Below are 20,414 nucleotides of genomic sequence, written 5' to 3'. Positions count from 1 at the left end.
ATTATCGGATAATGCCGCGCTCAGCGTTTTTAAGGAAGGTTATCATATCAGCAACTGCAGAGTGTTCTGCGGCGCTGTCTGCCAGTTTTGTAATGGCTTCTTCAATGGTATTACCGTCGCGGTAGATGGTCCGGTAAGCACGTTTCACAGCCTGGATAGTGTCTTTCTCGAAACCACGACGCTTCAGGCCTTCTGAATTGATGCCTTGCGGAATATTTTTGTGGCCACTGACCATTACGTAGGGAGGTACGTCCCGCAGGATAATGCCGCCAGCGCCCAGGAATGCATGGGCGCCCACTTTGCAAAACTGATGGATACCAACAGCACCGCCCAATATCGCAAAGTCGTCGATGTGCACATGCCCTGCTACGGCGACGTTATTAGCCAGGATAATATCATTGCCCAGCACGCAGTCATGGGCCACATGCGCATTGACCATGATAAGGTTGCGTGAACCGATGACCGTAATACTGTCATCCTGAATGGTTCCTCGGTGGACAGTTACCCCTTCCCGGAACACATTATCGTCACCGATGGTCAGCTCTGTGCGCTCACCGGCATACTTTTTATCCTGACAGTCTTCACCGATAGAACAAAACTGATAGAAGGTGTTGTTCTTGCCTATTTTACTTGGACCGCGGATCACCACATGTGAAGTCAGTGTGCAGTTATCGCCGATAACCACATCGTCGTCGATAACACAAAAAGGACCCACTTTGACGTTAGCGCCCAAAGTGGCTTTATCTGAAATCACTGCAGTTGAATGGATCACGTTATACCATCTCTCTTATTGCACACATAAATTCAGCACTGCACGCTGTCTCACCGTCCACACTTGCCGTACCTTTAAACTTCCAGATCCCTCTGCGTTCTTTTACCAGCTGCACGTCAAATTCCAGCTTATCTCCGGGTACGACCGGGCGTTTGAATCGTGCGCAATCAATCCCTGCATACAAGTATAATTTGTCGCTTTTGCCCATCGTTTTAAAACCAAGTACACCGGCAGCTTGCGCCATCGCTTCCAGGATTAGTACACCTGGAAAAATAGGATGACCTGGAAAATGCCCGGTAAAGCAAGGCTCGTTCATGGTGATGTTTTTATACGCTTTAATGGATTCACCCAGGACGTAATCTGTAACCCTGTCTACCAGCAAGAATGGGTAGCGGTGGGGAAGCAGTTCGAGGATTTCCTGAATATCGATGGTGTTGAGTGAGTTGGCCAAAAGTTTCTCCTGATGCCACAACTTAGACGCAAAGCCTTCCTCTGTGCCAAGTTGCCATGACGTTTTAAACGGCGGCAACCATACGCTGTTCCGTGTTAAAAACAAATCAGACCAACACCTTTCGATGTTAGTCTGTTTGGTAATTCTACACTAAAAACGGTATATCGTTAGTGTGATTTAGTTGGTTTTCTCAACCTGCTGAAGTACCTGTTCTGATACGTCATGCTCTTCTTTGGCGAACGCCACAGAATTTGCATTCAGAACCAGATCATAGCCTTCTTTTGCAGCAACAGAGTCAATAGCCTGCTTGATCAAACCCAACAGCTTGTTGCGCTCTTCGTTTGTGCGGCGCTGAATTTTCTGCTGCAGTGGCTGGCCTTTCTGTGAAAGCTGGTCACGCACATCCAGGATCTTTTGCTGTAGCTCTTTCTTTTCCTGCTCGCTCATCGTCGCGGCATCACGCTGCAGACGTTCAGCGAAGAACTGACCGTCACGTTGCAGTTGTTGCACTTCTTCAATTTGCTCTTTGAACTCAGCCTTAATGCTGTTTTCAATTTCAGCTGCCTGAGGCATAGACTGGAACACACCCTGTACATCTACTACACCGATTTTCTGCTCGGCCATTACCGACGTACTGACTAGCGCACTACCTAACATCGCGGTCGCAGCGATATGTTTTGCAAACTGTTTCAAAAGGAACTCCTTTTTATGCGTCTTATTGTTTCCGGCACTTTACCGGTGAATTAGAATGTTTGTCCAATGTTGAACGTGAAGAATTTCGCATCATCGCCATCACGTTCCTGTATCGCTCTTGAGAAGCTGAATACCATCGGACCCATTGGTGAAAGCCATTGTACAGAAATACCGGCCGAACTACGATACTGTGTCCAGTCGGAATAGTCCATCAGCGCACCATATCGGGTGTCTGACTGAGCAAGACCGCTGTATTGATCGTAATCGAACTCTGTATCCCACACGTTACCCACGTCTACGAACACGCTGGTTCTCACCGAGTTGTCCATATCTTCTTCCACAAATGGTGTGGGTACAATCAATTCCAGACCGCCCAGCGCCATGGCGTTACCGCCCAGGCTTCGACGGGAAATACCAATGGTATCGTTGGAAGGGTCAGACGGATATTGCACGCCACCTGGTCCCGTAATCGCACCAGAAGGTACGCGGATGACACCACGCGGACCCACCGTATTGTTTTCAAAGCCACGCAGGGTGTCGGCACCACCGGCAGTGAAGTTTTCGGTAAACGGCAGAATTTGTTCATTGCCGTTAATTTCACCGTAACCATTACCGTAACCTATGCGCATCCGTGCCAGGAATGACCAGCGCTGGTCCCGGGAAAGCGGGAAGTACCACTTACCGTCAAACACGGTTTTAAAGTAGTTCACATCAGAGTTCGGGGTAGTAATGCTGAATGACGCCCGTTGTGACGACCCGGCCGTCGGGAATACCCCGCGGTTCAGGGTACTGCGACTCCAGCTAACACTGCCCAGATAGCTTTGATATTCAATTGGCGCGTCAGGATCGTCACCATTCAAAAACTGGTCATAGAATTGTTCGGTTTGCTCGTAATAGCCGCGGTTATAAAGCTCCACATTGGCGTAGGTCAAACCGAAATTAATGCGGTTATATTCATTGATGGGATAACCAATATTGGCGCCCACTGACCACTGTTTAGAGTTGTACTGAATAACGTTGAAGTCTGAACCGTCAAACTCTGAATAACCAATGGTACCGCCCAGGCTGATACCATCGATAGTAAAATAGGGGTCATTATAGGTAATCTGTGCTGATTTCTGATAAGACACCGTGCTCAGATTCAGACCAACTCGCTTGCCCGTTCCCAGGAAGTTATCCTGCTGAATACCGGCCTGCAGGCTCAGCTTAGTCCGGTCACCGTAACCGATACCGGCGTTAAAGGAACCTGACGGCTGCTCTTTAACGTTGAAGTTTACGTCAACTTTGTCATCCTGACCCGGAACACGCACAGTTTCATACTCTACCTCTTCCATATACGTCAGCCGCGACATGCTGGCTTTTGATGACTCTAGCATGCTGTTAGACAACCAGGTGCCTTCCATTTGCGATACGTTTTGACGCAGCACTTTATCGGCGGTCACCGAGTTACCCTGGAAGTTGATGCGGCGCACATAAATGCGCTTACCTGGATCCACTGACAAGGTCAGTTTCACCGTTTTGTCTTCGTCGTTAATATCCGGCACCGTGGTGACGGTGGGATACGCATACCCAAAGCGACCCAGATACTTACTGATAAACTCTTCGGTATAGGTAACTTCCGCCTGGTTATACAGTTCGCCCGGCGTAAGTGGCAGTACCCGCTCTATGTACTCTTCGTGACCCAGCAGGTCGCCCACCAACTCAACGTCAGAAATAGTGTACTGCTCGCCCTCTGAGACGTTCAGCGCAATATAAATGCCAGACTTCTCGGGAGTCATGGACACCTGGGTGGAATCAATACTAAAGCGCAGGTAACCGCGGTCGAGGTAGTAATTTCGCAGGCTTTCCATATCGCCCTGCAATGTTTGTTGCTGGTAGCGCGTCTCAGACAGGAAGTCCCACCAGGGGGTGTCGAATTGCAGCTCCATGCCTTCCATGAGTTCGGCATCAGAGAACACTTCATTCCCTACCACGTTAATCTGCTGGATCTCCGCCGCATCGCCTTCTTCAAAAAGAAGTTTAAGATCAACCCGGTTACGGGGTAACGGCGTAATAATGGCGGTAACATCGGCGTTATACTTACCAATGGAATAGAAGAAATCTTTCAGGCCATTCTCAATCGAGGTAAGGACAGTTTTGTCCAGTGGCTCGCCTACGCGAATACCATTGCCGTCGAGACTTTCCTGCAACTGCTCATCTTTTATGTCGTCGTTGCCTTCAAAGATGATGTTACTGATCGTTGGACGCTCTGCGACCTTTACCACCAGCGTGTTGCCATCGCGCAGGATCTCTACGTTTTCAAAATGCGTAGAGGAATATAGCGAGCGTATCAGCTGTGTCACTCTGAAGGTGTTAAGCTTGTCGCCTACCTGCACAGGCAGGTACGTGAGGGCTGCACCTAAGGCCACCCGTTGCAAACCTTCTACCCGTATATCTTCTACGACGAATTCACTTTCAGGTGCTGCAGCATTGGCTAAGCTAGCACTGGATAACATCATTCCGGCTGCTACTAACTGTTTTAACTTCATCTATTTTTCTTTTCCTGGCCGCGTTTGCTGTTAGCGCGTTTTCTTTTCCCGCGGTTATTACACGATGCGGGTAATATCGTTAATGATGGCGATCCCCATGATCATGAAAAGTAACGCACCACCAATTCTAAATCCCCACTCCTGCGCGGCTTCTGGCACAGGCTTTCCGGTAAGCCACTCAATAATAAAATACATCAGGTGGCCGCCATCAAGCATTGGCAAGGGTATTAAATTTATTATGCCCAGATTCACACTAATCAGGGCGAGGAAGCTAAGAAAATACGCCAGACCGATTCCGGCACTGACTCCTGCTCCCTGGGCAATTGAAATGGGCCCGCTTAAATTTTTCACCGACATATCGCCGGTTATCAGCTTGCCGAGCATTTCAACGCTCAATGTCATCAGTCGCCAGGTTTTATCGATAGCCCGGCCCATTGCTTCCATTGGGTTGTACTGATGCGTAAACACATAGCCATCCGGCCACGGTTCTGAATTTGGACTCACTCCCAGATAACCACTCTGACCTTCCGGGGTGTCGCGACGCGCAATGGTGGCATTGATCACTTGCTCCTGTCCATCCCGAAGTACCGTTATGGCGACGGTTTCGCCCGGCTTATCGGTGATCAGAGCAACTAATGCCTGCCAGGTATCAACACTTTTTTCGTTAAGCGCCAGTATCTTATCGTCCGCCTGCAAGCCCGCTGCCTGTGCCGGTGTATCCTCGCCGACAAAAGCTATTTCCAGAGTGGGTTTCGGCCTGAAGGGCGTAATCCCCAAACTGTTTAAAGCAGACTCTTTATCCGGGTCAAAGTTCCAGTTTGCGAGGGAAAGTTGGTAGGTTTGCTGCTGACTGCCGTTTCTTTGTACAACTACGGTAGCAGAACCATTGCCAACCCTGGACACCAGTTCCATATTCACAGCTTCCCAGTCGGGTGTGCTGCGTTCGCCTACCTGAATAATTTCATCACCGGCAGTCAGACCCGCTTCAGCGGCAATGGTCTGGGGCTCTACACTGCCCACTACCGGCTTCACGGTTTGCAGCCCTACCAGATACATCAAAAATAAAGCCAGGATAGCGAACAGGAAATTGACGCCGGGGCCGGCCGCGATGATAGCCATACGCTGGCCAACACTTTTGTTATTAAATGCTTTGTGCTCAAGCTCAGGGGGGACATCATCTACCCGCCCATCGAGCATCCTGACATACCCGCCTAAGGGGATTGCGGCAATGACAAATTCGGTACCGTGACGATCGGTACGCCGCCACAGAGGCTTGCCAAATCCAATAGAAAAACGTTCAACCTGAACGCCGCACCGACGGGCAATATAAAAGTGCCCCCACTCATGTACGGCAACCAGAATGCCTAACGCAACAATAAACGCCGCCAGGCTCCAGAAAAACGAAAACACTATGTTAAACCTCGGGTAATCTGTTGGGCCACTTCCCGTGCGGCGCGATCCTGTTCAAGGATCTGTTGGAGTGAACTTACCGTCAGAGGTTCCATTTTATTGAGGGTGTCCTGATTGACACGCGCGATGTCGGTAAACCGGATAGCCCCGTTCAGGAAGGCTTCTACTGCCACTTCATTAGCCGCATTTAAACGGGTGGTGGCGGCCTGACCTTCTTTACAGGCATCAATGGCCAGTTGGAGGTTCGGATAACGCTCTGGGCACGGTGTGTCAAAGGTAAGGTCGGCCAACTGACTGAAATCAAGGGGTGCCACCCCTGCTTCGATGCGCTCTGGCCACGCCAGTCCATAAGCGATGGGCGTGCGCATATCCGGATGGCCTAACTGCGCAATGACCGAGCCATCAACATACTGCACCATAGAGTGAATGGTGCTTTGTGGGTGCAATACTACGGTAATATCCTCAGTAGCCAGTCCAAACAGCCAGCAGGCCTCGATAAACTCCAGCCCTTTGTTCATCATGGTCGCTGAATCAACAGTAATTTTGCGTCCCATATCCCAGTTCGGGTGACTGCAGGCTTCCTCTACTGAGATATCGGCGAACGTAGACAGATCACGGGTGCGGAATGGTCCACCGGAGCCGGTGAGTAAAATGCTATGAATACCCGAGCCGGCCAGGTCGCCGTAGTTAAAATCTTGTGGCAAGCACTGAAAAATTGCATTGTGCTCGCTGTCGATAGGCAGTATCGAAGCACCGGACTGCCGGGCAGCGTCAATGAAAAGTGCGCCGGACATCACCAGCGCTTCTTTGTTAGCAAGCAGTACTTTCTTTGCGGCTTTTACTGCCGCCAGCGTGGGCAATAAACCCGCCCCGCCGACAATGGCCGCCATGACAATATCCACTTCCCCGGCACTGGCTACATCTTCCAGCGCAGCGGGTCCACACAAGATATCAGCGGTCACGCCGTACTCGCTGGCCAGCGCTTTGGCTTCTTGGTAACGAGATTCGTCAGCAAGTACAACGTAACGGGGGGAGCAGACCTTAGCTTGCTGCATAAGAAGTTCTAACTGACTATGCCCGGTAATTGCGAAGACCCGGTACGCATCCGGGTGTCTGGCAATCACATCCAGCGTGTTACAACCGATTGAGCCGGTGGCGCCTAATACCGTTACTGTCTGCATCTAAGCCATCCAGGTAACGTAACAAAACGCAAATACAGGAAATGCCGCGGTGAGGCTGTCAATGCGATCCAATACGCCGCCGTGGCCCGGCAGAATGCGACCACTGTCTTTAATGCCGGCGCAGCGCTTGAGCATACTTTCATTGAGGTCTCCCAAAGCCGATACGGCTACGGTCACGCCACCAATTAACATGTGCAACCAGATTCTAGAGGGCTCAACCTGATAGTGCAGCGCCGCGAAGGCAATGATGGCAAATGAGGCGGCGATACCGCCCAGCAAGCCTTCCAGCGATTTGCCCGGCGACACGTTCGGACGTAACTTGTGACGACCGAATTTCACACCCACAAAGAATGCGCCAATATCCGCTGCCCATACGATACCCAATACATAAAAAATCAGCGACGCGCCATAGGTAGGGTCAACATCGTATAAACTGGTGCGCAGGGCAACCACGCCCACCCAGGTAGGGACCAGCGTAAGGAATCCGAACAAGGTACGCACACTGCGACTGTTCTTCCAGAAGCGTGTGTATTTAGGATACGCCAGCACCATGATCAACGACGCGGCCCACCATACGATAGATACGGTCAGAATTGTGTGGAAGAACCAGTGCAATTGTCCCTGGTGCCAAATCATGGTGGTATCCACCGCCAGTGACATCAGTACACAGATGACAAAGGTGGCAATCATATACATGATTTTCTTAGGCCGCTCGCGCATGCCTGACATATTGGCCCATTCGTAGCCGCCTAACGCCACTACTCCGGCGATGGCAATCTGAAACCATACGATCGGCAGAAACAAAATGGCAATCAGCGCCGCGGGCGCGAGTATCAATGCTGTTATAATTCGTTGTTTTAGCATAATAGACTGTTAGCTCCTGTCTTCAGGCCTGTGTTGTACCTAAGCACAGGAATCAGCGACTCGCTGTGGTGACCTGTTCACCGGTCAGACCAAACCGACGTTGACGAATTTTATAATCATCAACTGCCTGTTGGAATACATCTTCGTTAAAGTCTGGCCAGAGAACGTCGGTAAAATAGAGTTCGGCATACGCACACTGCCACAGTAAGAAGTTACTGATGCGGTGCTCGCCACCGGTTCGGATTAGTAGGTCCAGCTCGGGAAGATCTGCAGTAGAGGTGTAGCGGTTGAATATATTTTCATTAATATCTGAGATATTGAGTTCACCCTCGGCCACCGACTGGGCTACCGACTGTGCGGCGTTAACAATGTCCCAGCGGCCACCGTAGTTGGCAGCAATATTCAACACGAGGTCGTGATTATCGGCGGTCATGGCTTCGGCCTTGCGGATTTTATCCACCAGCTTGCTGTCGAAGGCCTCCACATCGCCAATCACCTTAAGGCGCACCCCGTTCTTGTGCAGACGTTTGGCTTCACTGTTCAACACCAGGTTGAACAGTTCCATCAGTACGCTGACCTCTTCCTCGGGGCGCTTCCAGTTTTCACTGGAAAAGGCGAACAGGGTAAGTGATTTAATGCCGGCGCGGCGCGCAAATCGCACCCCTGCCCGCACCGATTCTACGCCGGCCTTGTGGCCGAAAGTACGAATTTTCCCTTTCTTTTGCGCCCAACGACCGTTGCCATCCATAATGATAGCCACGTGCTGAGGGCCGGCCGTATTGTCCGGCTCCTCAGTTTTTGCCGTTTTCTGGCTTGACCGCTTTCCAATCATGCCGGCTCTTATACTTCCATGAGTTCTTTTTCTTTATCAGCAAGCATGGCATCAACTTTCTTGATAAAGCCATCCGTCAGCGTCTGAATATTCTCTTCAGCAGCGCGGCTTTCGTCTTCACTGATTTCTTTCTCTTTCAGCAGCTCTTTAATGTCGCTATTTGCGTCACGGCGGATATTCCGAATGGCAACCCGTCCCTGCTCTGCTTCATTACGTACTACGCGGATAAGGTCTTTACGACGCTCTTCCGTCAGTGGCGGCAGCGGAATACGAATGGCTGCGCCGGCACTCATTGGGTTCAGACCCAGGTCGGCCTGCATAATGGCTTTCTCAACAGCCTGAATTGCACTCTTATCGAACACAGTCAGCGCCAGCGTACGGCTGTCTTCTGCAACCACGTTGGCGACCTGCTTCAATGGAGTGTCCACGCCATAGTAAGGCACCATAATGCCATCCAGCAGGCTGGGGTGCGCGCGGCCAGTGCGAATTTTGCTCATCTGCCCACGTAGTGCAGCAATGCTTTTGTCCATGCGCTCTTGCGCATCTTTTTCAATTTCGTTAATCACAGTTAGATTCCTATCTCTTAATTAATGCTTTCAGCGTGATCAATCAGGGTGCCTTCTTTATCACCCATTACTACCCGTTTCAGGCAGCCTGGTTTATTCATGTTAAATACACGAATAGGGAGGCTGTGGTCTCTGGCCAGCGTAAACGCGGATAAGTCCATGACCTTCAGCTCTTTTTCCAGCACTTCCTGATAAGTCAGTGTCTCGTACAATGTCGCCTCGGGGTTTTTCACCGGATCGTCACTGTAAACGCCGTCAACCTTAGTGGCTTTAAGCACGGCATCAGCTTCAATTTCAATACCGCGCAGACAGGCGGCTGAGTCAGTGGTAAAGAACGGGTTGCCAGTTCCGGCAGCAAAGATAACCACCCGGCCCGACTTCAGCAAGCTAATGGCTTCTGCCCAGTTGTAAGCGTCACACACGCCGTTCAGCGGAATGGCTGACATCAGACGGGCATTCACAAACGCGCGATGCAGGGCGTCGCGCATAGCGAGGCCGTTCATTACCGTAGCCAACATGCCCATGTGGTCACCTACTACACGGTTCATGCCGGCTTTAGCCAGCCCTTCGCCGCGGAACAGGTTACCGCCGCCAATTACCAGGCCAACCTGCACACCCAGTTCAACCAGTTCTTTGATTTCCTGCGCCATGCGATCGAGCACTTTCGGATCAATACCAAAGCCTTCTTCGCCCATAAGCGCTTCGCCACTCAGCTTTAATAAAATGCGTCGGTATGCAGATTTCGGTGTGATACTCATTGTTCGATATGTCCTCATGAACTCGGCTTGTCGTATGTCTCTGCCAGGAAACATATGACAAACCGGCTCGTTCTCTGACCGCGCTTTGGCTGGATTTTCAGGTCATGCGCCGGCTTATAAAAAAGCACCTCCGAAGAGGTGCTCGTAGTGTATCCGACTATCACAGATAGCAAAAGTCAAACGCCCAATTATTTCTTGGCCGCTTCCATCTGTGCTGCAACTTCTGCTGCAAAGTCTTCAGACTTCTTCTCGATGCCTTCACCCACTTCAAAGCGGATAAAGTTGATTACGTCTGCACTGTTGTTTTTCAGCAGTTCAGCCACGCTAATAGAAGGATCTTTAACGAAAGGCTGACCTGTCAGGCTGACTTCGCCAGTGAATTTCTTCATGCGGCCGGCAACCATTTTCTCAGCAATTTCTGCTGGCTTGCCTGATTGCATAGCGATTTCGATTTGGATTTCTTTTTCCTTCTCGACCACTTCTGCAGGCACATTTTCTGGCTTAACAAACTGTGGGCTGGCAGCAGCAACGTGCATTGCAACGTCTTTAGCCAGCTCTTCGTCACCGCCACTCAGGATGGTGATAACACCAATGCGGCCACCGTGCACGTATGCACCCAGGTTGTCGCCTTCAACATTGATCACGCGGCGAGGCGCAATGTTTTCACCGATTTTCGCTACCAGTGCTTCACGCACTTCAGCGACTTTGCCGCCTTCAATTTCAGCGTCGTTCAGTGCGTCCATGTCGTTGATGTTGTTTTCTGCGGCTACGTCCAGCAGTTGGTTACCAAACTTCAGGAAGCTGTCGTCGCGAGCAACGAAATCAGTTTCACAGTTCAGTTCCAGCATGGTCGCGCGGTTACCAGACACTTTAGTCAGGATAACGCCTTCAGCGGCAATACGGCCTGCTTTTTTAGCGGCTTTTGCCTGGCCAGATTTACGCATGTTCTCAATGGCTTGTTCAACGTCACCATCGGTCTCAACCAGCGCTTTTTTACAGTCCAGCATGCCTGCGCCTGTGCGCTCACGCAGTTCTTTAACTAGTGCTGCAGTCACTGCCATTTTTCAATTCCTCAGCATTAAATTTAAATTAGATAGGAAAAGGGGCGAAGCCGCCCCTTCAAACACGTTCGAGTAGCGAAGGTGTCAGCCTTAGCTTGCTACCTCGCTACCGGTGTTTAATTGCTTACTCAGCCGCTTCTACGAAGTCGTCTTGTTCAGCTTGTACTTCCAGATTGCTTTCGCGACCGCTGTTTACAGCATCTGCTGCCGCAGCCAGGTAAAGCTGGATAGCGCGGATCGCGTCATCGTTACCTGGAATGATGTAGTCAACGCCATCTGGGTTTGAGTTGGTATCAACAACACCTACAACCGGGATACCCAGGTTGCGTGCTTCAGTAACTGCAATGTGCTCGTGATCGGCATCGATAACAAAGATTGCGTCAGGCAGACCGCCCATATCTTTAATACCGCCCAGGCTGTTTTCCAGCTTGGCCATTTCGCGTTGCAGCATCAGCGCTTCTTTCTTGGTCAGCTTTTCGAACGTACCGTCCTGACTTTTCTGCTCAAGATCTTTCAGACGCTTGATAGACTGACGAACTGTTTTCCAGTTTGTCAGCATACCGCCTAACCAACGCTTGTTTACATAGAACTGGTCACATTTCTGTGCAGCTTCTTTCACAGCATCACCGGCAGCGCGCTTAGTACCTACGAAAAGAATTTTACCTTTCTTAGCAGCAACGCCAGACATGTAGTTCAATGCGTCATTGAACAGAGGTACTGTCTTTTCAAGGTTAATGATATGAACTTTATTACGAGCACCAAAGATATAAGGCTTCATCTTTGGGTTCCAGTAACGGGTTTGGTGACCGAAATGCACACCGGCTTTCAGCATGTCACGCATAGAAACGTTAGCCATTTTATTTTCCTCTTGGGGTTAGGCCTCCATACACCCTTTTTGTCGATCCGCCGCGCGGACACCCCGACAAGAAGTCACAGTGTATGTGTGTTTTAGTTAATAATCGTACCTTCAAAAGTGACCGTACTGCACCGCTGGTACGTACAGTTTTTCAAGGCGGGCGCTTTATACCACGAGCGGGTCTTTAACACAAGTTTTACCGGCAGTGTCGCCGCCGTGAAACCGGTCTGCGACTATACACAAACTGCCATAACCGTTAACATAGCGGGCAATTTCATGTGCCGCATTAACTTTGCGCGCAACCGTAGATAAGATCAGATAGAGGATAACAGTGGCTGCCATAATTAAAACCGCTGAAGAAATAGAGAAGATGCGCGTTGCCGGCAAACTGGCTTCTGACGTGCTGACCATGATTACTCCTTACGTAAAAAAAGGAGTAACCACTGACGAACTCAACACGCTGTGTCACGATTATATCGTTAACGTACAGGGAGCAACCCCTGCGCCGCTGAATTACGGGCATCCCCCGTTCCCTAAATCGATATGTACCTCGGTTAACCATTGTATTTGCCATGGCATTCCGTCGGATAAAAAGCTCAAAGACGGCGACATCGTGAATATTGATGTCACAGTAATTAAAGATGGCTACCACGGCGACACGTCGAAAATGTTTGTGGTAGGCAAACCCAGCATTCTGGCTGAGCGCCTGATCCGCGTTACCCAGGAAGCACTGTACAACGCGATAAAGCTGGTTAAACCTGGCGTGACGCTGGGTGATATCGGTCATGCCTGTCAGACTCACGCGGAGTCGCATAACTATTCAATAGTACGGGAATACTGCGGTCACGGTATTGGCGCTGGGTTTCACGAAGATCCGCAAATTGTCCATTATGGCAAGCCGGGCACCGGTGACGAATTAAAACCCGGTATGTGTTTTACCATAGAGCCCATGGTCAATGCGGGAAAACGTTATTCGAAAATTTTGCCGGATCAATGGACGGTCGTTACCAAGGATCGTAGCCTCAGTGCGCAATGGGAACACACGCTGCTGGTTACTGAAACCGGCGTAGAAGTCCTCACTCTGCGCGATGAAGAAGATCTTCCCCGGGTCATTAATCACGACTAATCATCTACGCTTGCGGGCCACGGCTCGCAAGCGCTCAGCTTCGCTATAACCTATTGGCATATCTATTCACTTTTTTGTGGTCAGTATGCGCAACTCCCCTACTGCGATTTTGCTTCAATTCATGCTATGGTGCCTGTCGGTTTTTTACGACATTTGTGCGAAGGGCCTGATTTGACTCTGCAACCTCTGATTCAACATATTGATACCATCGAAAGCGTCGATGACCTGGCCACTATCAAGCAGTGCGTAGGCGACAGTTACCAGTGGCTCCAGGACGCCTTCGATACCACGCCGGTTAATCAACTGGTGACCGGTCGCGCACAGTTTGTTGATGCCCTGCTTTGCCACCTGTGGGACTTGTTTGGTCTGACAGAACACCCCGACCTCGCACTCTGCGCGGTGGGCGGCTATGGGCGGGGCCATCTGCAGCCCTATTCCGATATCGATCTGCTTATTGTAAGTAAGCGTTCACTTGACGCTTCAACCGAAGAAAAGATTGGCCGTTTCATTACCTTGTTATGGGATATCAAACTCGACGTGGGGCAGTCAGTCAGAACCATTAAAGAGACGGTGAAACTGGCTAAAGATGACATTACCATTGCCACCAACCTGGTCGAGAGCCGGTTGCTGAGTGGCAGTGAAGCAGTGTTTGAAAAACTCTGGGAAGAAGTGAACGGCCGCAACACCTGGACCAGTAAGGCGTTTTTTGCTGCTAAGTATAATGAACAGAAGGCCCGGCATGCGAAGTTTAACGGCACAGCGTACAACCTCGAACCTAATGTAAAAGAAAATCCGGGGTGTTTGCGGGATATCCAGTCCATCGGCTGGGTGGCCAAGAAACATTTTAAAGAGTACGACGGCTGGAACCTGGTGGGGCATGGATATTTCACTGAGCAGGAACACAGTGAACTCATCACCTGCCGCATGCACTTGTGGAAAATTCGCTGTGCCTTGCATCTGGTCGCCGGGCGCAGTGAAAACCGCTTACTGTTTGATTACCAGCCAGATGTGGCAAGCATGCTGGGTTATGGTGATGAAGGGAAAGTCTCGGTAGAGCGCATGATGCGCGATTTCTTCCGGGTAGTGCGCAGGGTATCGGAGTTGAACGAAATGCTGCTTCAGCGCTTTCGTTATGACATGCTGAATCAGACGGTACAATCCACCACCCACATCAATCGCCAGTTCAGTTTACTGGATGGCATGATTGCGCCGCGCACAGAAAATGTGTTTGAAACGCCGGAAGACATTCTCGATTTTTTAAAGCTGATTGCCGATACGCCTGATGTTAAAGGGCTGGAAACAGACTGTATCCGGCAGTTACGTGATGCACACCGCAAGTTTGAAACCGCCTATTTTGTGGAACGGGAGTTGTGCCGCAATAAGCTAATCCTGCTGTTTCGTCACCCGCACTTTTTCGACTACGCATGGGATGTCATGCACCAGTATGGCATATTGCAGGCGTACCTGCCGGAGTGGGACGCCATTGTGGGCATGATGCAATTCGATTTGTTTCATGCATACACGGTAGATGAACACACGCATCGACTGGTGAAGTATGTTAATCACTACTTCTCCCCCGACAACACCGAGTTTCCGCGCTGTCGTCGCATTTGCCGCCATCTTGATAAGCCTGAAATACTCTATATTGCCGCGATCTTTCATGATATTGCCAAGGGCCGGGACGGCGATCACTCCACTTTAGGCGCCCAGGATGTAGAGAAATTCTGTAGTCGCCACGGCTTGCCCAGTGAAGACGCGCAACTGATAAGCTGGCTGGTTGAAAATCATCTGCTAATGTCAGTCGTGGCGCAGCGCCGTGATATTTACGATCCGGATGTGATCAATGAATTTGCCAGCGAGATGCGCAGTCACACCCATCTGAATTTATTGTACGCGCTGACCCTTGCCGATATTCGCGCCACCAACGACAACCTCTGGAACGACTGGAAAGCCTCCCTGTTGCGTGAGTTGTACCTGATGACACAAAAGGCGCTGGATAATGGCCTCAGATGTCAGGTGACACTGAATGAGCGGGTGGATATGCACAAACATCAGAGCCGCCAGATGATCACTGAGTACGGCCTGGATATGGGTGCCGTCGATGCGCTGTGGGCAAGGTTGGATGACGATTATTTTGTGCGCTTTAAGCCCGCCCAGATTGCCTGGCATACCCAGGAGATTATTCGCGCGCAGATGGACTGGATGGATAGCGAGGACACCCGGCTGCTGGTCACGGCGAATGATAATAGCGCCAAAGGCGGCACCGAAGTTCTGATTTATGGCAAAGATCGTAAAGCGTTATTCGCGCAGGTGGCCTCAGTGCTGGATAGCCGGAACTGCTCTATTCATGACGCCCACGTGACCGTTACCAAAGACGGTTATGTCTTTGATAGCTTGTTGGTGCTTGAAAACGACGGCGAGCGCTTGTCCTCGTCCCGAATTCAAACGTTGTTGAAGGCCATCCACGATCAGCTGGAGAAGCCAGGCCGGGCCCATGACAATCGGCGCAAACTCCCCCGCCAGATGCGTCAGCTGGATGTCCCCACCAAAATACGGTTTTTTACTGTGGGGGATGAAGCTACACTGATAGAGCTGGAAGCACTGGACGCGCCCGGGATCCTCGCCAAGGTGGGTCACGCCTTTGTCGACTGTAACGTGACGCTGCGGCTGGCGAAGGTCTCGACCATTGGCGAACGCGCAGAAGATATTTTTATCGTCAGCAATGACGCTGGCAAACCATTAAACCAAGACCAGCAGGTAGCGTTGAAAAAACAAATCCTGTTTAAACTCGATCAACTTGAAGATATCACCATACCATGAATGAATTAAAAGCCATTATTGAGCAGGCCTTTGAAAACAGAGATACCATTACCCCGTCTACCGCGCCGGAAGACGTTAAGCAAGCCGTAGCCGACGCGATAGACCTGCTTAACACCGGTAAAGCCCGCGTAGCTGAAAAGATTGCCGGTGAGTGGGTGGTTCACCAGTGGCTGAAAAAGGCAGTGTTGTTATTTTTCCGCCTGCACAATAATGCTGTTATCGACGGTGCAGAAAGCCGCTATTACGATAAGGTTCCTCTTAAGTACGCCAATTACACCGAGCAACAGTTCGCTGCTGAAGGCGCCCGTATCGTGCCACCCGCAGCAGTGCGCACGGGTACTTACATCGGTAAGAATGCGGTGGTGATGCCCTCTTACGTAAACATCGGTGCTTTTGTGGATGAAGGATCGATGGTAGATACCTGGGCCACTGTAGGCTCTTGTGCACAAATTGGTAAAAACGTACACCTATCCGGTGGAGTGGGCATTGGTGGCGTGCTGGAGCCGCTGCAGGCCAACCCCACTATCATCGAAGATAACTGCTTTATTGGCGCCCGTTCTGAAATTGTCGAAGGTGTCATCGTGGAAAAAGGCGCCGTTATTTCTATGGGCGTTTACATTGGTCAAAGCACCCGTATTTATGACCGTGAAACTGGTGAAATTCATTACGGCCGGGTGCCGGCAGGTTCTGTCGTGGTGCCGGGTAACTTACCGGGTAAAGACGGCAGTTACAGCCTGTATGCAGCCATTATCGTGAAGAAAGTAGACGCGAAAACCCGTGCAAAAGTGGGTATTAACGCCTTGCTGCGCAGCGCCGAATAACACGTATGTCTTACATCAAAAAAGCGGCTACTTAGCCGCTTTTTTTCTGGGTAATGAAAGGCCAGAATGACCTCTCTGCCTTACGCGTATAACTTATCTTTAATGCCCAGCACCCATTCGGTGACATCCGCTTCTGGCTCCAAGGTTTCAATGGCATCGACTTCTAGCATATCCGCCACCGGCTGACCCTGTAACTCCAACAGTAACTCATGCATCTGACGGCCACCGCCACAATAAGTTTCACCGTAACTGCTGTCGCCCAGTGCCGCTACAGCGAAAGGCTTGCCGTTCAGCAGCGGAAATTCATCTTTTAAGTCGGAATACACAAACTCCAGATTAGGCGGTAAGTCGCCCTGCCCGGTAGTTGAAGTTACCACCAGAATTGAGTCCGCGTCGCTGAAGTCGGTAACCTCGGGATCGCTCAGTACTTCACAGGCCAGCCCCTCGTCCTGCAGTTTTTTCTCTACTTCCTCAGCCACATGCTGAGCATTACCGTAAACGGTACCTACAAATATTTTCAGTGTTGTCATGCCTGCCTCATTTATTGCCCGGGTTAGGTTGTCAGATACGCCTGCCAGTCATTTAATAACGATTGCATGGCAGGGTGAACCCCGGCGTGAATGTTTGTCCATTGCCCGGTAACCGGGTGCGAAAATCCTAGTTGAGTACAACTTAAGGCCAAATTCTCAAATGTAAATGCCTGGCGCAGGAATTTATTTTGTTTTCCGTCGCCATGGGTAGTATCGCCAATGATCGGATGTCGCAGGTGAGCACAATGGCGACGAAGCTGGTGCTTACGGCCGGTCAGGGGCGATAAGGCCACCAGCGAATAGCGGGAACTGGCATACCGGCCGGACGACAGCGGGACCTCATAGTGGGCCAAAGCGGTATATTCGGTTTGTGCAGACTGCGCAGTAAGCTGTTGTCGGCGATGTTTATCGGCAATTTTATCGAAACGGTAACGTAATGCATAATCAACCCGGCCACTGCCCCTTAGATGGCCGCGTACGATAGCCAGGTACTGTTTGCGTACCTGCTTTTGCATAAGCTGTACACCCAGATGACTGGCCGTGGCACCGGAGTAGGCAAATAACAACACCCCGGATGTTGGCCGGTCTAGCCGATGCACCGGATACACATGACGGCCAATCTTATCTCTGAGAAGTTGCACCGCGAAACGGGTTTCGTGCCTGTCCAGTGGGCTGCGGTGTACTAACAGACCGGGTGGTTTATCGATGGCGACCAGGTGATCATCCTGATGCAGTATCGTCAGGTCAGTCATGCTCGGTGCCCGCTGCGAGCCTGTCCAGCTGTGTTAAAGTGTCTATTATGGCTGTCTCATCAGGTAAATACATTTCAGCAGCCGGTGCTACCGCCATGGAGGGGAGCGGCTTATCTTGTTCACACAGTTCTCGCAAACGTGGTAGCAAGACAAACTGTAACCACTGCTGGAACGGCATGATATCGGCAGCAAACGGGACATGACTGTCCACGCCTTGCACCGGCGCGTGTTGCGACCATAAGCCGGCGTGCCTTAATTGCTGTTCCAGCGTATTCAATAATTGCATTGCCTGATCCATATCGGCCTCTTAATGACACTCACAAAGCGGCGAAGTATATCGGGTTACGAAAAAAATTGCCTGTACCGCCGTGGTAGCGAATGCAGTGTGGGGTTGGTAGAATAGCGCTCTTTTTGGGCAGGAGTATCAGACCAAGCATGAGCGCCTCAACTATTGAATCAATCAGTGAGTTTTTACTGCATGCCGGCACCAATTTTCAGGTATTAGATCTGGGCCGCGGCATAGACGAACTTTCCGCACAAGCGTTCCTGGATATAGAGAACGGCACTGTGCCTGCCCCTAAACCACGTCAGCAACACGCATGGTTTGCCATCGTTTTCTGGAATACTCAGGCCGCAAATCAGCATTACATCTGGTTTTTAAAGCTCCCGCTGGACGAACAGGGGTTACTGGTTACCGCCTCGCGTAATCACTTTCTGGAAATTATTGTGGACGCGTTGGGCTCCAGTCTCGCCGATGACTCGGAAAAAGCCGAGAAATTGCCCGACAACCCATATTCCTTTGTGCCGCCCCAATCTCAAATGGCCCAATGCAATGCCAAAATAAAAGCCATGCTGTCGCTGCCGTTGTCAGAGGGAGCTGCGCTGGCCCGTGAGTATGCGATGAACCCATCCGAGACAGACTGGCAATCCATCCCGATTCAGGGAATTGCTGATCTTGCCTTCCAGCTCACCGACAGCGAGCTCGAGTCCAGCCTGATTAACAATTTTGACCAGTTTAACCCTGCCTTTCAGGATGCCCTCATGCAGGCCTGTGAAGCGGTACCTGTAAGCGACAGGTTACAAGGTGTGTTTTTTAGTAAGCTGGAAAGCGGTGAGCAAGTCAACCTGGCTGCGTTAAGAGGAGTTGCGGCGACGGAGCATCAGCCTACACTTGCGCGCAGCGTGTCAGGTTTGCTTAGTCACCATGAATTAGACATAGATAGTCTGAGTGTAATTGCCGCCCGACATTTCACCCAGTTCGACGCCGCCCTGACCAAGCAGTTTTTCGAAGCAGTGGCAAAAGTCGACGAGCGCGAGTCTCTGGATGGCCAGCTGTTCAGTGGTTTGTTTGCTGACCTGGTGCAGATCCCGTCGTTGCGCAGTCAGGTTCTGCTGATGCTTCGTGACGAAAATCGCAGCCCCCAACTGGCTGCCGCTATTGGCCGCCTTTTCCAGCAAACCCGGAGTAGCTGAGCGATGACATTGGGAGAGCTTACCCTGTGGCTGGTAATAGGCCTGGTGGTTTTTCAGTTCTGGCGTATACGCAGTATCAGTGAGCGGGCTAATGCGTATGCCCGCGACTATTGTAACCAGCATGGCTTACAGTTACTGGCCATTGCCAGACGCAAAACCAGGCTTTATACCAAACGCGGTAAGCTTGACTGGTACAGTGAGTTTTTGTTTGAGTTTTCCGGCAACGGTGAAGATCGCTATACCGGTGAAATTCACTTCGTGGGCACCTATGTGGCAAAGACCGTACTGCCACCATACCGGGTGAACTAAGACCAGTAGCTGGACAAAACTGTGGGAACAGAAATGAAAAAAGCGGTAGCTTACGCCACCGCTTTTTAGGAATTTTGAGTGTCCTTCTCAGCGTTCCATTGCGACTTAAATCATCCCGATCAAAATCCTTATACGCCCCTTTCCATCTTGTCTCGCAACATCCTGTGCGAGCTACTCATCCTTAAGCAGGTCCCTTTCCTTTACTCCGTGATTTAACTGCACATCCTCCATGCAGTAATCTTCTTCCTGAAGTTGTCCGTGCGTTTCTCCTTCAACGTGTTCCTATCATCATTCCCTGATAGCTACCTTTCCTTAGGTAACGTTACTCATCCTGAGCCTGTCCGAATCAGCTTCCTGCTGGCGGTGTGCCATCCTGGCGGCGCATCATCCTGAGCGCAATCTGGATCCCTGAGAAGTCCTGCTGCCATCCTGACCGCATTCCCTTTTCCTGTCATCCACTGACACCTGCCTTCCCGTGCCGGTATCCCCATCCTGGGTTGTCCAAGTAATCCATTAGTCATCCTGACTCGTCGTGTTTCCTTGTGACGTTTATATAGTAGATCCATGAGGATTCTTTGCTACATCAAATTACAAAAATTTTAGCTAAAAAA

Annotated in this window: 21 protein-coding genes; 5 read left to right on the top strand and 16 right to left on the bottom strand. The window is 50.7% G+C overall.

The genetic code is table 11. From position 1 onward, the window contains the following. Window position 1: 1 nt before the first annotated feature. From lpxA to OCL06_RS09980, 13 genes are all read right to left on the bottom strand, one after another. Window positions 2-772 (bottom strand): acyl-ACP--UDP-N-acetylglucosamine O-acyltransferase, encoded by a 771-nt coding sequence (lpxA, locus tag OCL06_RS10040; RefSeq protein ID WP_262994108.1) that lies wholly within the window; start codon window positions 770-772, stop codon window positions 2-4. Between the two features lies 1 nt (window position 773). Continuing rightward, entirely contained in the window at window positions 774-1,223 is a 450-nt protein-coding gene (fabZ, locus tag OCL06_RS10035) for a 3-hydroxyacyl-ACP dehydratase FabZ (RefSeq protein ID WP_262994106.1), read from the bottom strand. 177 nt (window positions 1,224-1,400) lie between these two features. Continuing rightward, complete coding sequence (locus tag OCL06_RS10030) at window positions 1,401-1,916, bottom strand: OmpH/Skp family outer membrane protein (RefSeq protein ID WP_262994104.1); 516 nt, start codon at window positions 1,914-1,916, stop codon at window positions 1,401-1,403. Window positions 1,917-1,966: 50 nt separating this feature from the next. Next, the gene (gene bamA, locus OCL06_RS10025) at window positions 1,967-4,444 is read right to left on the bottom strand and encodes an outer membrane protein assembly factor BamA (RefSeq protein ID WP_262994102.1); all 2,478 of its coding nucleotides are present in this window, start codon (window positions 4,442-4,444) and stop codon (window positions 1,967-1,969) included. A gap of 57 nt (window positions 4,445-4,501) precedes the next feature. Continuing rightward, complete coding sequence (rseP, locus tag OCL06_RS10020) at window positions 4,502-5,854, bottom strand: sigma E protease regulator RseP (RefSeq protein WP_262994100.1); 1,353 nt, start codon at window positions 5,852-5,854, stop codon at window positions 4,502-4,504. Further along, on the bottom strand, window positions 5,854-7,035 hold the full coding sequence (ispC, locus tag OCL06_RS10015) for a 1-deoxy-D-xylulose-5-phosphate reductoisomerase (RefSeq protein WP_262994098.1): 1,182 nt from the start codon (window positions 7,033-7,035) through the stop codon (window positions 5,854-5,856). Before ispC ends, rseP begins: the two co-directional genes overlap by 1 nt. After that, the gene (locus OCL06_RS10010; protein ID WP_262994096.1) at window positions 7,036-7,899 is read right to left on the bottom strand and encodes a phosphatidate cytidylyltransferase; all 864 of its coding nucleotides are present in this window, start codon (window positions 7,897-7,899) and stop codon (window positions 7,036-7,038) included. Window positions 7,900-7,951: 52 nt separating this feature from the next. Next, window positions 7,952-8,731 (bottom strand): polyprenyl diphosphate synthase, encoded by a 780-nt coding sequence (uppS, locus tag OCL06_RS10005; RefSeq protein ID WP_262994093.1) that lies wholly within the window; start codon window positions 8,729-8,731, stop codon window positions 7,952-7,954. 8 nt (window positions 8,732-8,739) lie between these two features. Beyond that, a complete protein-coding gene (gene frr / locus OCL06_RS10000) occupies window positions 8,740-9,297 on the bottom strand; it encodes a ribosome recycling factor (RefSeq protein WP_262994091.1) in 558 nt (185 codons plus the stop codon). Window positions 9,298-9,314: 17 nt separating this feature from the next. Further along, entirely contained in the window at window positions 9,315-10,055 is a 741-nt protein-coding gene (pyrH, locus tag OCL06_RS09995; RefSeq protein WP_262994089.1) for a UMP kinase, read from the bottom strand. Window positions 10,056-10,243: 188 nt separating this feature from the next. Next, window positions 10,244-11,116 (bottom strand): translation elongation factor Ts, encoded by an 873-nt coding sequence (tsf, locus tag OCL06_RS09990; protein WP_262994087.1) that lies wholly within the window; start codon window positions 11,114-11,116, stop codon window positions 10,244-10,246. A 124-nt stretch (window positions 11,117-11,240) separates the two neighbouring features. Then, window positions 11,241-11,972: a 30S ribosomal protein S2 gene (gene rpsB, locus OCL06_RS09985; RefSeq protein WP_262994085.1), complete on the bottom strand. Its 732-nt coding sequence runs from the start codon at window positions 11,970-11,972 to the stop codon at window positions 11,241-11,243. Window positions 11,973-12,137: 165 nt separating this feature from the next. Beyond that, window positions 12,138-12,314 carry a hypothetical protein gene (locus OCL06_RS09980; protein ID WP_262994083.1) on the bottom strand — a complete coding sequence of 59 codons (177 nt, stop codon included), beginning with the start codon at window positions 12,312-12,314 and terminating at the stop codon, window positions 12,138-12,140. Between OCL06_RS09980 and map the strand changes: the two genes are divergently transcribed. The 3 genes from map (at window position 12,304) to dapD (ending at window position 16,739) form a co-directional block, all read left to right on the top strand. Next, window positions 12,304-13,098 carry a type I methionyl aminopeptidase gene (gene map / locus OCL06_RS09975; RefSeq protein WP_262994081.1) on the top strand — a complete coding sequence of 265 codons (795 nt, stop codon included), beginning with the start codon at window positions 12,304-12,306 and terminating at the stop codon, window positions 13,096-13,098. The genes OCL06_RS09980 and map overlap by 11 nt on opposite strands. A 171-nt stretch (window positions 13,099-13,269) precedes the next feature. Further along, window positions 13,270-15,918 (top strand): [protein-PII] uridylyltransferase, encoded by a 2,649-nt coding sequence (gene glnD / locus OCL06_RS09970; RefSeq protein ID WP_262994079.1) that lies wholly within the window; start codon window positions 13,270-13,272, stop codon window positions 15,916-15,918. After that, entirely contained in the window at window positions 15,915-16,739 is an 825-nt protein-coding gene (gene dapD, locus OCL06_RS09965; RefSeq protein ID WP_262994077.1) for a 2,3,4,5-tetrahydropyridine-2,6-dicarboxylate N-succinyltransferase, read from the top strand. Before glnD ends, dapD begins: the two co-directional genes overlap by 4 nt. 80 nt (window positions 16,740-16,819) lie before the next feature. Here the strand turns inward: dapD and OCL06_RS09960 are convergent, their stop codons facing one another. The 3 genes from OCL06_RS09960 to OCL06_RS09950 are packed head-to-tail and all read right to left on the bottom strand — an operon-like array spanning window position 16,820 to window position 18,319. Further along, entirely contained in the window at window positions 16,820-17,269 is a 450-nt protein-coding gene (locus OCL06_RS09960) for a flavodoxin (protein WP_262994075.1), read from the bottom strand. A 23-nt stretch (window positions 17,270-17,292) separates the two neighbouring features. After that, complete coding sequence (locus tag OCL06_RS09955; protein WP_262994073.1) at window positions 17,293-18,021, bottom strand: pseudouridine synthase; 729 nt, start codon at window positions 18,019-18,021, stop codon at window positions 17,293-17,295. Beyond that, window positions 18,014-18,319, bottom strand: coding sequence for a YqcC family protein (locus OCL06_RS09950; protein ID WP_262994071.1), 306 nt, complete (start codon window positions 18,317-18,319; stop codon window positions 18,014-18,016). The genes OCL06_RS09955 and OCL06_RS09950 overlap by 8 nt, the downstream gene beginning before the upstream one ends. 137 nt (window positions 18,320-18,456) lie before the next feature. Here OCL06_RS09950 and OCL06_RS09945 point away from each other — a divergent pair, with 137 nt between their 5' ends. Continuing rightward, window positions 18,457-19,494 carry a DUF3549 family protein gene (locus OCL06_RS09945; RefSeq protein ID WP_262994069.1) on the top strand — a complete coding sequence of 346 codons (1,038 nt, stop codon included), beginning with the start codon at window positions 18,457-18,459 and terminating at the stop codon, window positions 19,492-19,494. Window positions 19,495-19,497: 3 nt separating this feature from the next. After that, window positions 19,498-19,803, top strand: coding sequence for a DUF3301 domain-containing protein (locus OCL06_RS09940; RefSeq protein ID WP_262994067.1), 306 nt, complete (start codon window positions 19,498-19,500; stop codon window positions 19,801-19,803). Window positions 19,804-20,414: the final 611 nt, after the last annotated feature.

This window comes from Alteromonas salexigens (assembly GCF_025628895.1).
Classification (GTDB): domain Bacteria; phylum Pseudomonadota; class Gammaproteobacteria; order Enterobacterales; family Alteromonadaceae; genus Alteromonas; species Alteromonas salexigens.
This window is presented reverse-complemented; position numbering and strand designations above follow the sequence as displayed.

What these genes read in the sequence shown, in the direction of transcription:
- bamA (WP_262994102.1), bottom strand. Translation starts at nt 4,444, where the DNA reads ATGAAGTTAAAACAGTTAGTAGCAGCCGGAATGATGTTATCCAGTGCT.
- ispC (WP_262994098.1), bottom strand. Translation starts at nt 7,035, where the DNA reads ATGCAGACAGTAACGGTATTAGGCGCCACCGGCTCAATCGGTTGTAAC.
- OCL06_RS10010 (WP_262994096.1), bottom strand. Translation starts at nt 7,899, where the DNA reads ATGCTAAAACAACGAATTATAACAGCATTGATACTCGCGCCCGCGGCG.
- uppS (WP_262994093.1), bottom strand. Translation starts at nt 8,731, where the DNA reads ATGATTGGAAAGCGGTCAAGCCAGAAAACGGCAAAAACTGAGGAGCCG.
- pyrH (WP_262994089.1), bottom strand. Translation starts at nt 10,055, where the DNA reads ATGAGTATCACACCGAAATCTGCATACCGACGCATTTTATTAAAGCTG.
- tsf (WP_262994087.1), bottom strand. Translation starts at nt 11,116, where the DNA reads ATGGCAGTGACTGCAGCACTAGTTAAAGAACTGCGTGAGCGCACAGGC.
- rpsB (WP_262994085.1), bottom strand. Translation starts at nt 11,972, where the DNA reads ATGGCTAACGTTTCTATGCGTGACATGCTGAAAGCCGGTGTGCATTTC.
- OCL06_RS09980 (WP_262994083.1), bottom strand. Translation starts at nt 12,314, where the DNA reads ATGGCAGCCACTGTTATCCTCTATCTGATCTTATCTACGGTTGCGCGC.
- dapD (WP_262994077.1), top strand. Translation starts at nt 15,915, where the DNA reads ATGAATGAATTAAAAGCCATTATTGAGCAGGCCTTTGAAAACAGAGAT.
- OCL06_RS09960 (WP_262994075.1), bottom strand. Translation starts at nt 17,269, where the DNA reads ATGACAACACTGAAAATATTTGTAGGTACCGTTTACGGTAATGCTCAG.
- OCL06_RS09955 (WP_262994073.1), bottom strand. Translation starts at nt 18,021, where the DNA reads ATGACTGACCTGACGATACTGCATCAGGATGATCACCTGGTCGCCATC.
- OCL06_RS09950 (WP_262994071.1), bottom strand. Translation starts at nt 18,319, where the DNA reads ATGGATCAGGCAATGCAATTATTGAATACGCTGGAACAGCAATTAAGG.
- OCL06_RS09945 (WP_262994069.1), top strand. Translation starts at nt 18,457, where the DNA reads ATGAGCGCCTCAACTATTGAATCAATCAGTGAGTTTTTACTGCATGCC.
- OCL06_RS09940 (WP_262994067.1), top strand. Translation starts at nt 19,498, where the DNA reads ATGACATTGGGAGAGCTTACCCTGTGGCTGGTAATAGGCCTGGTGGTT.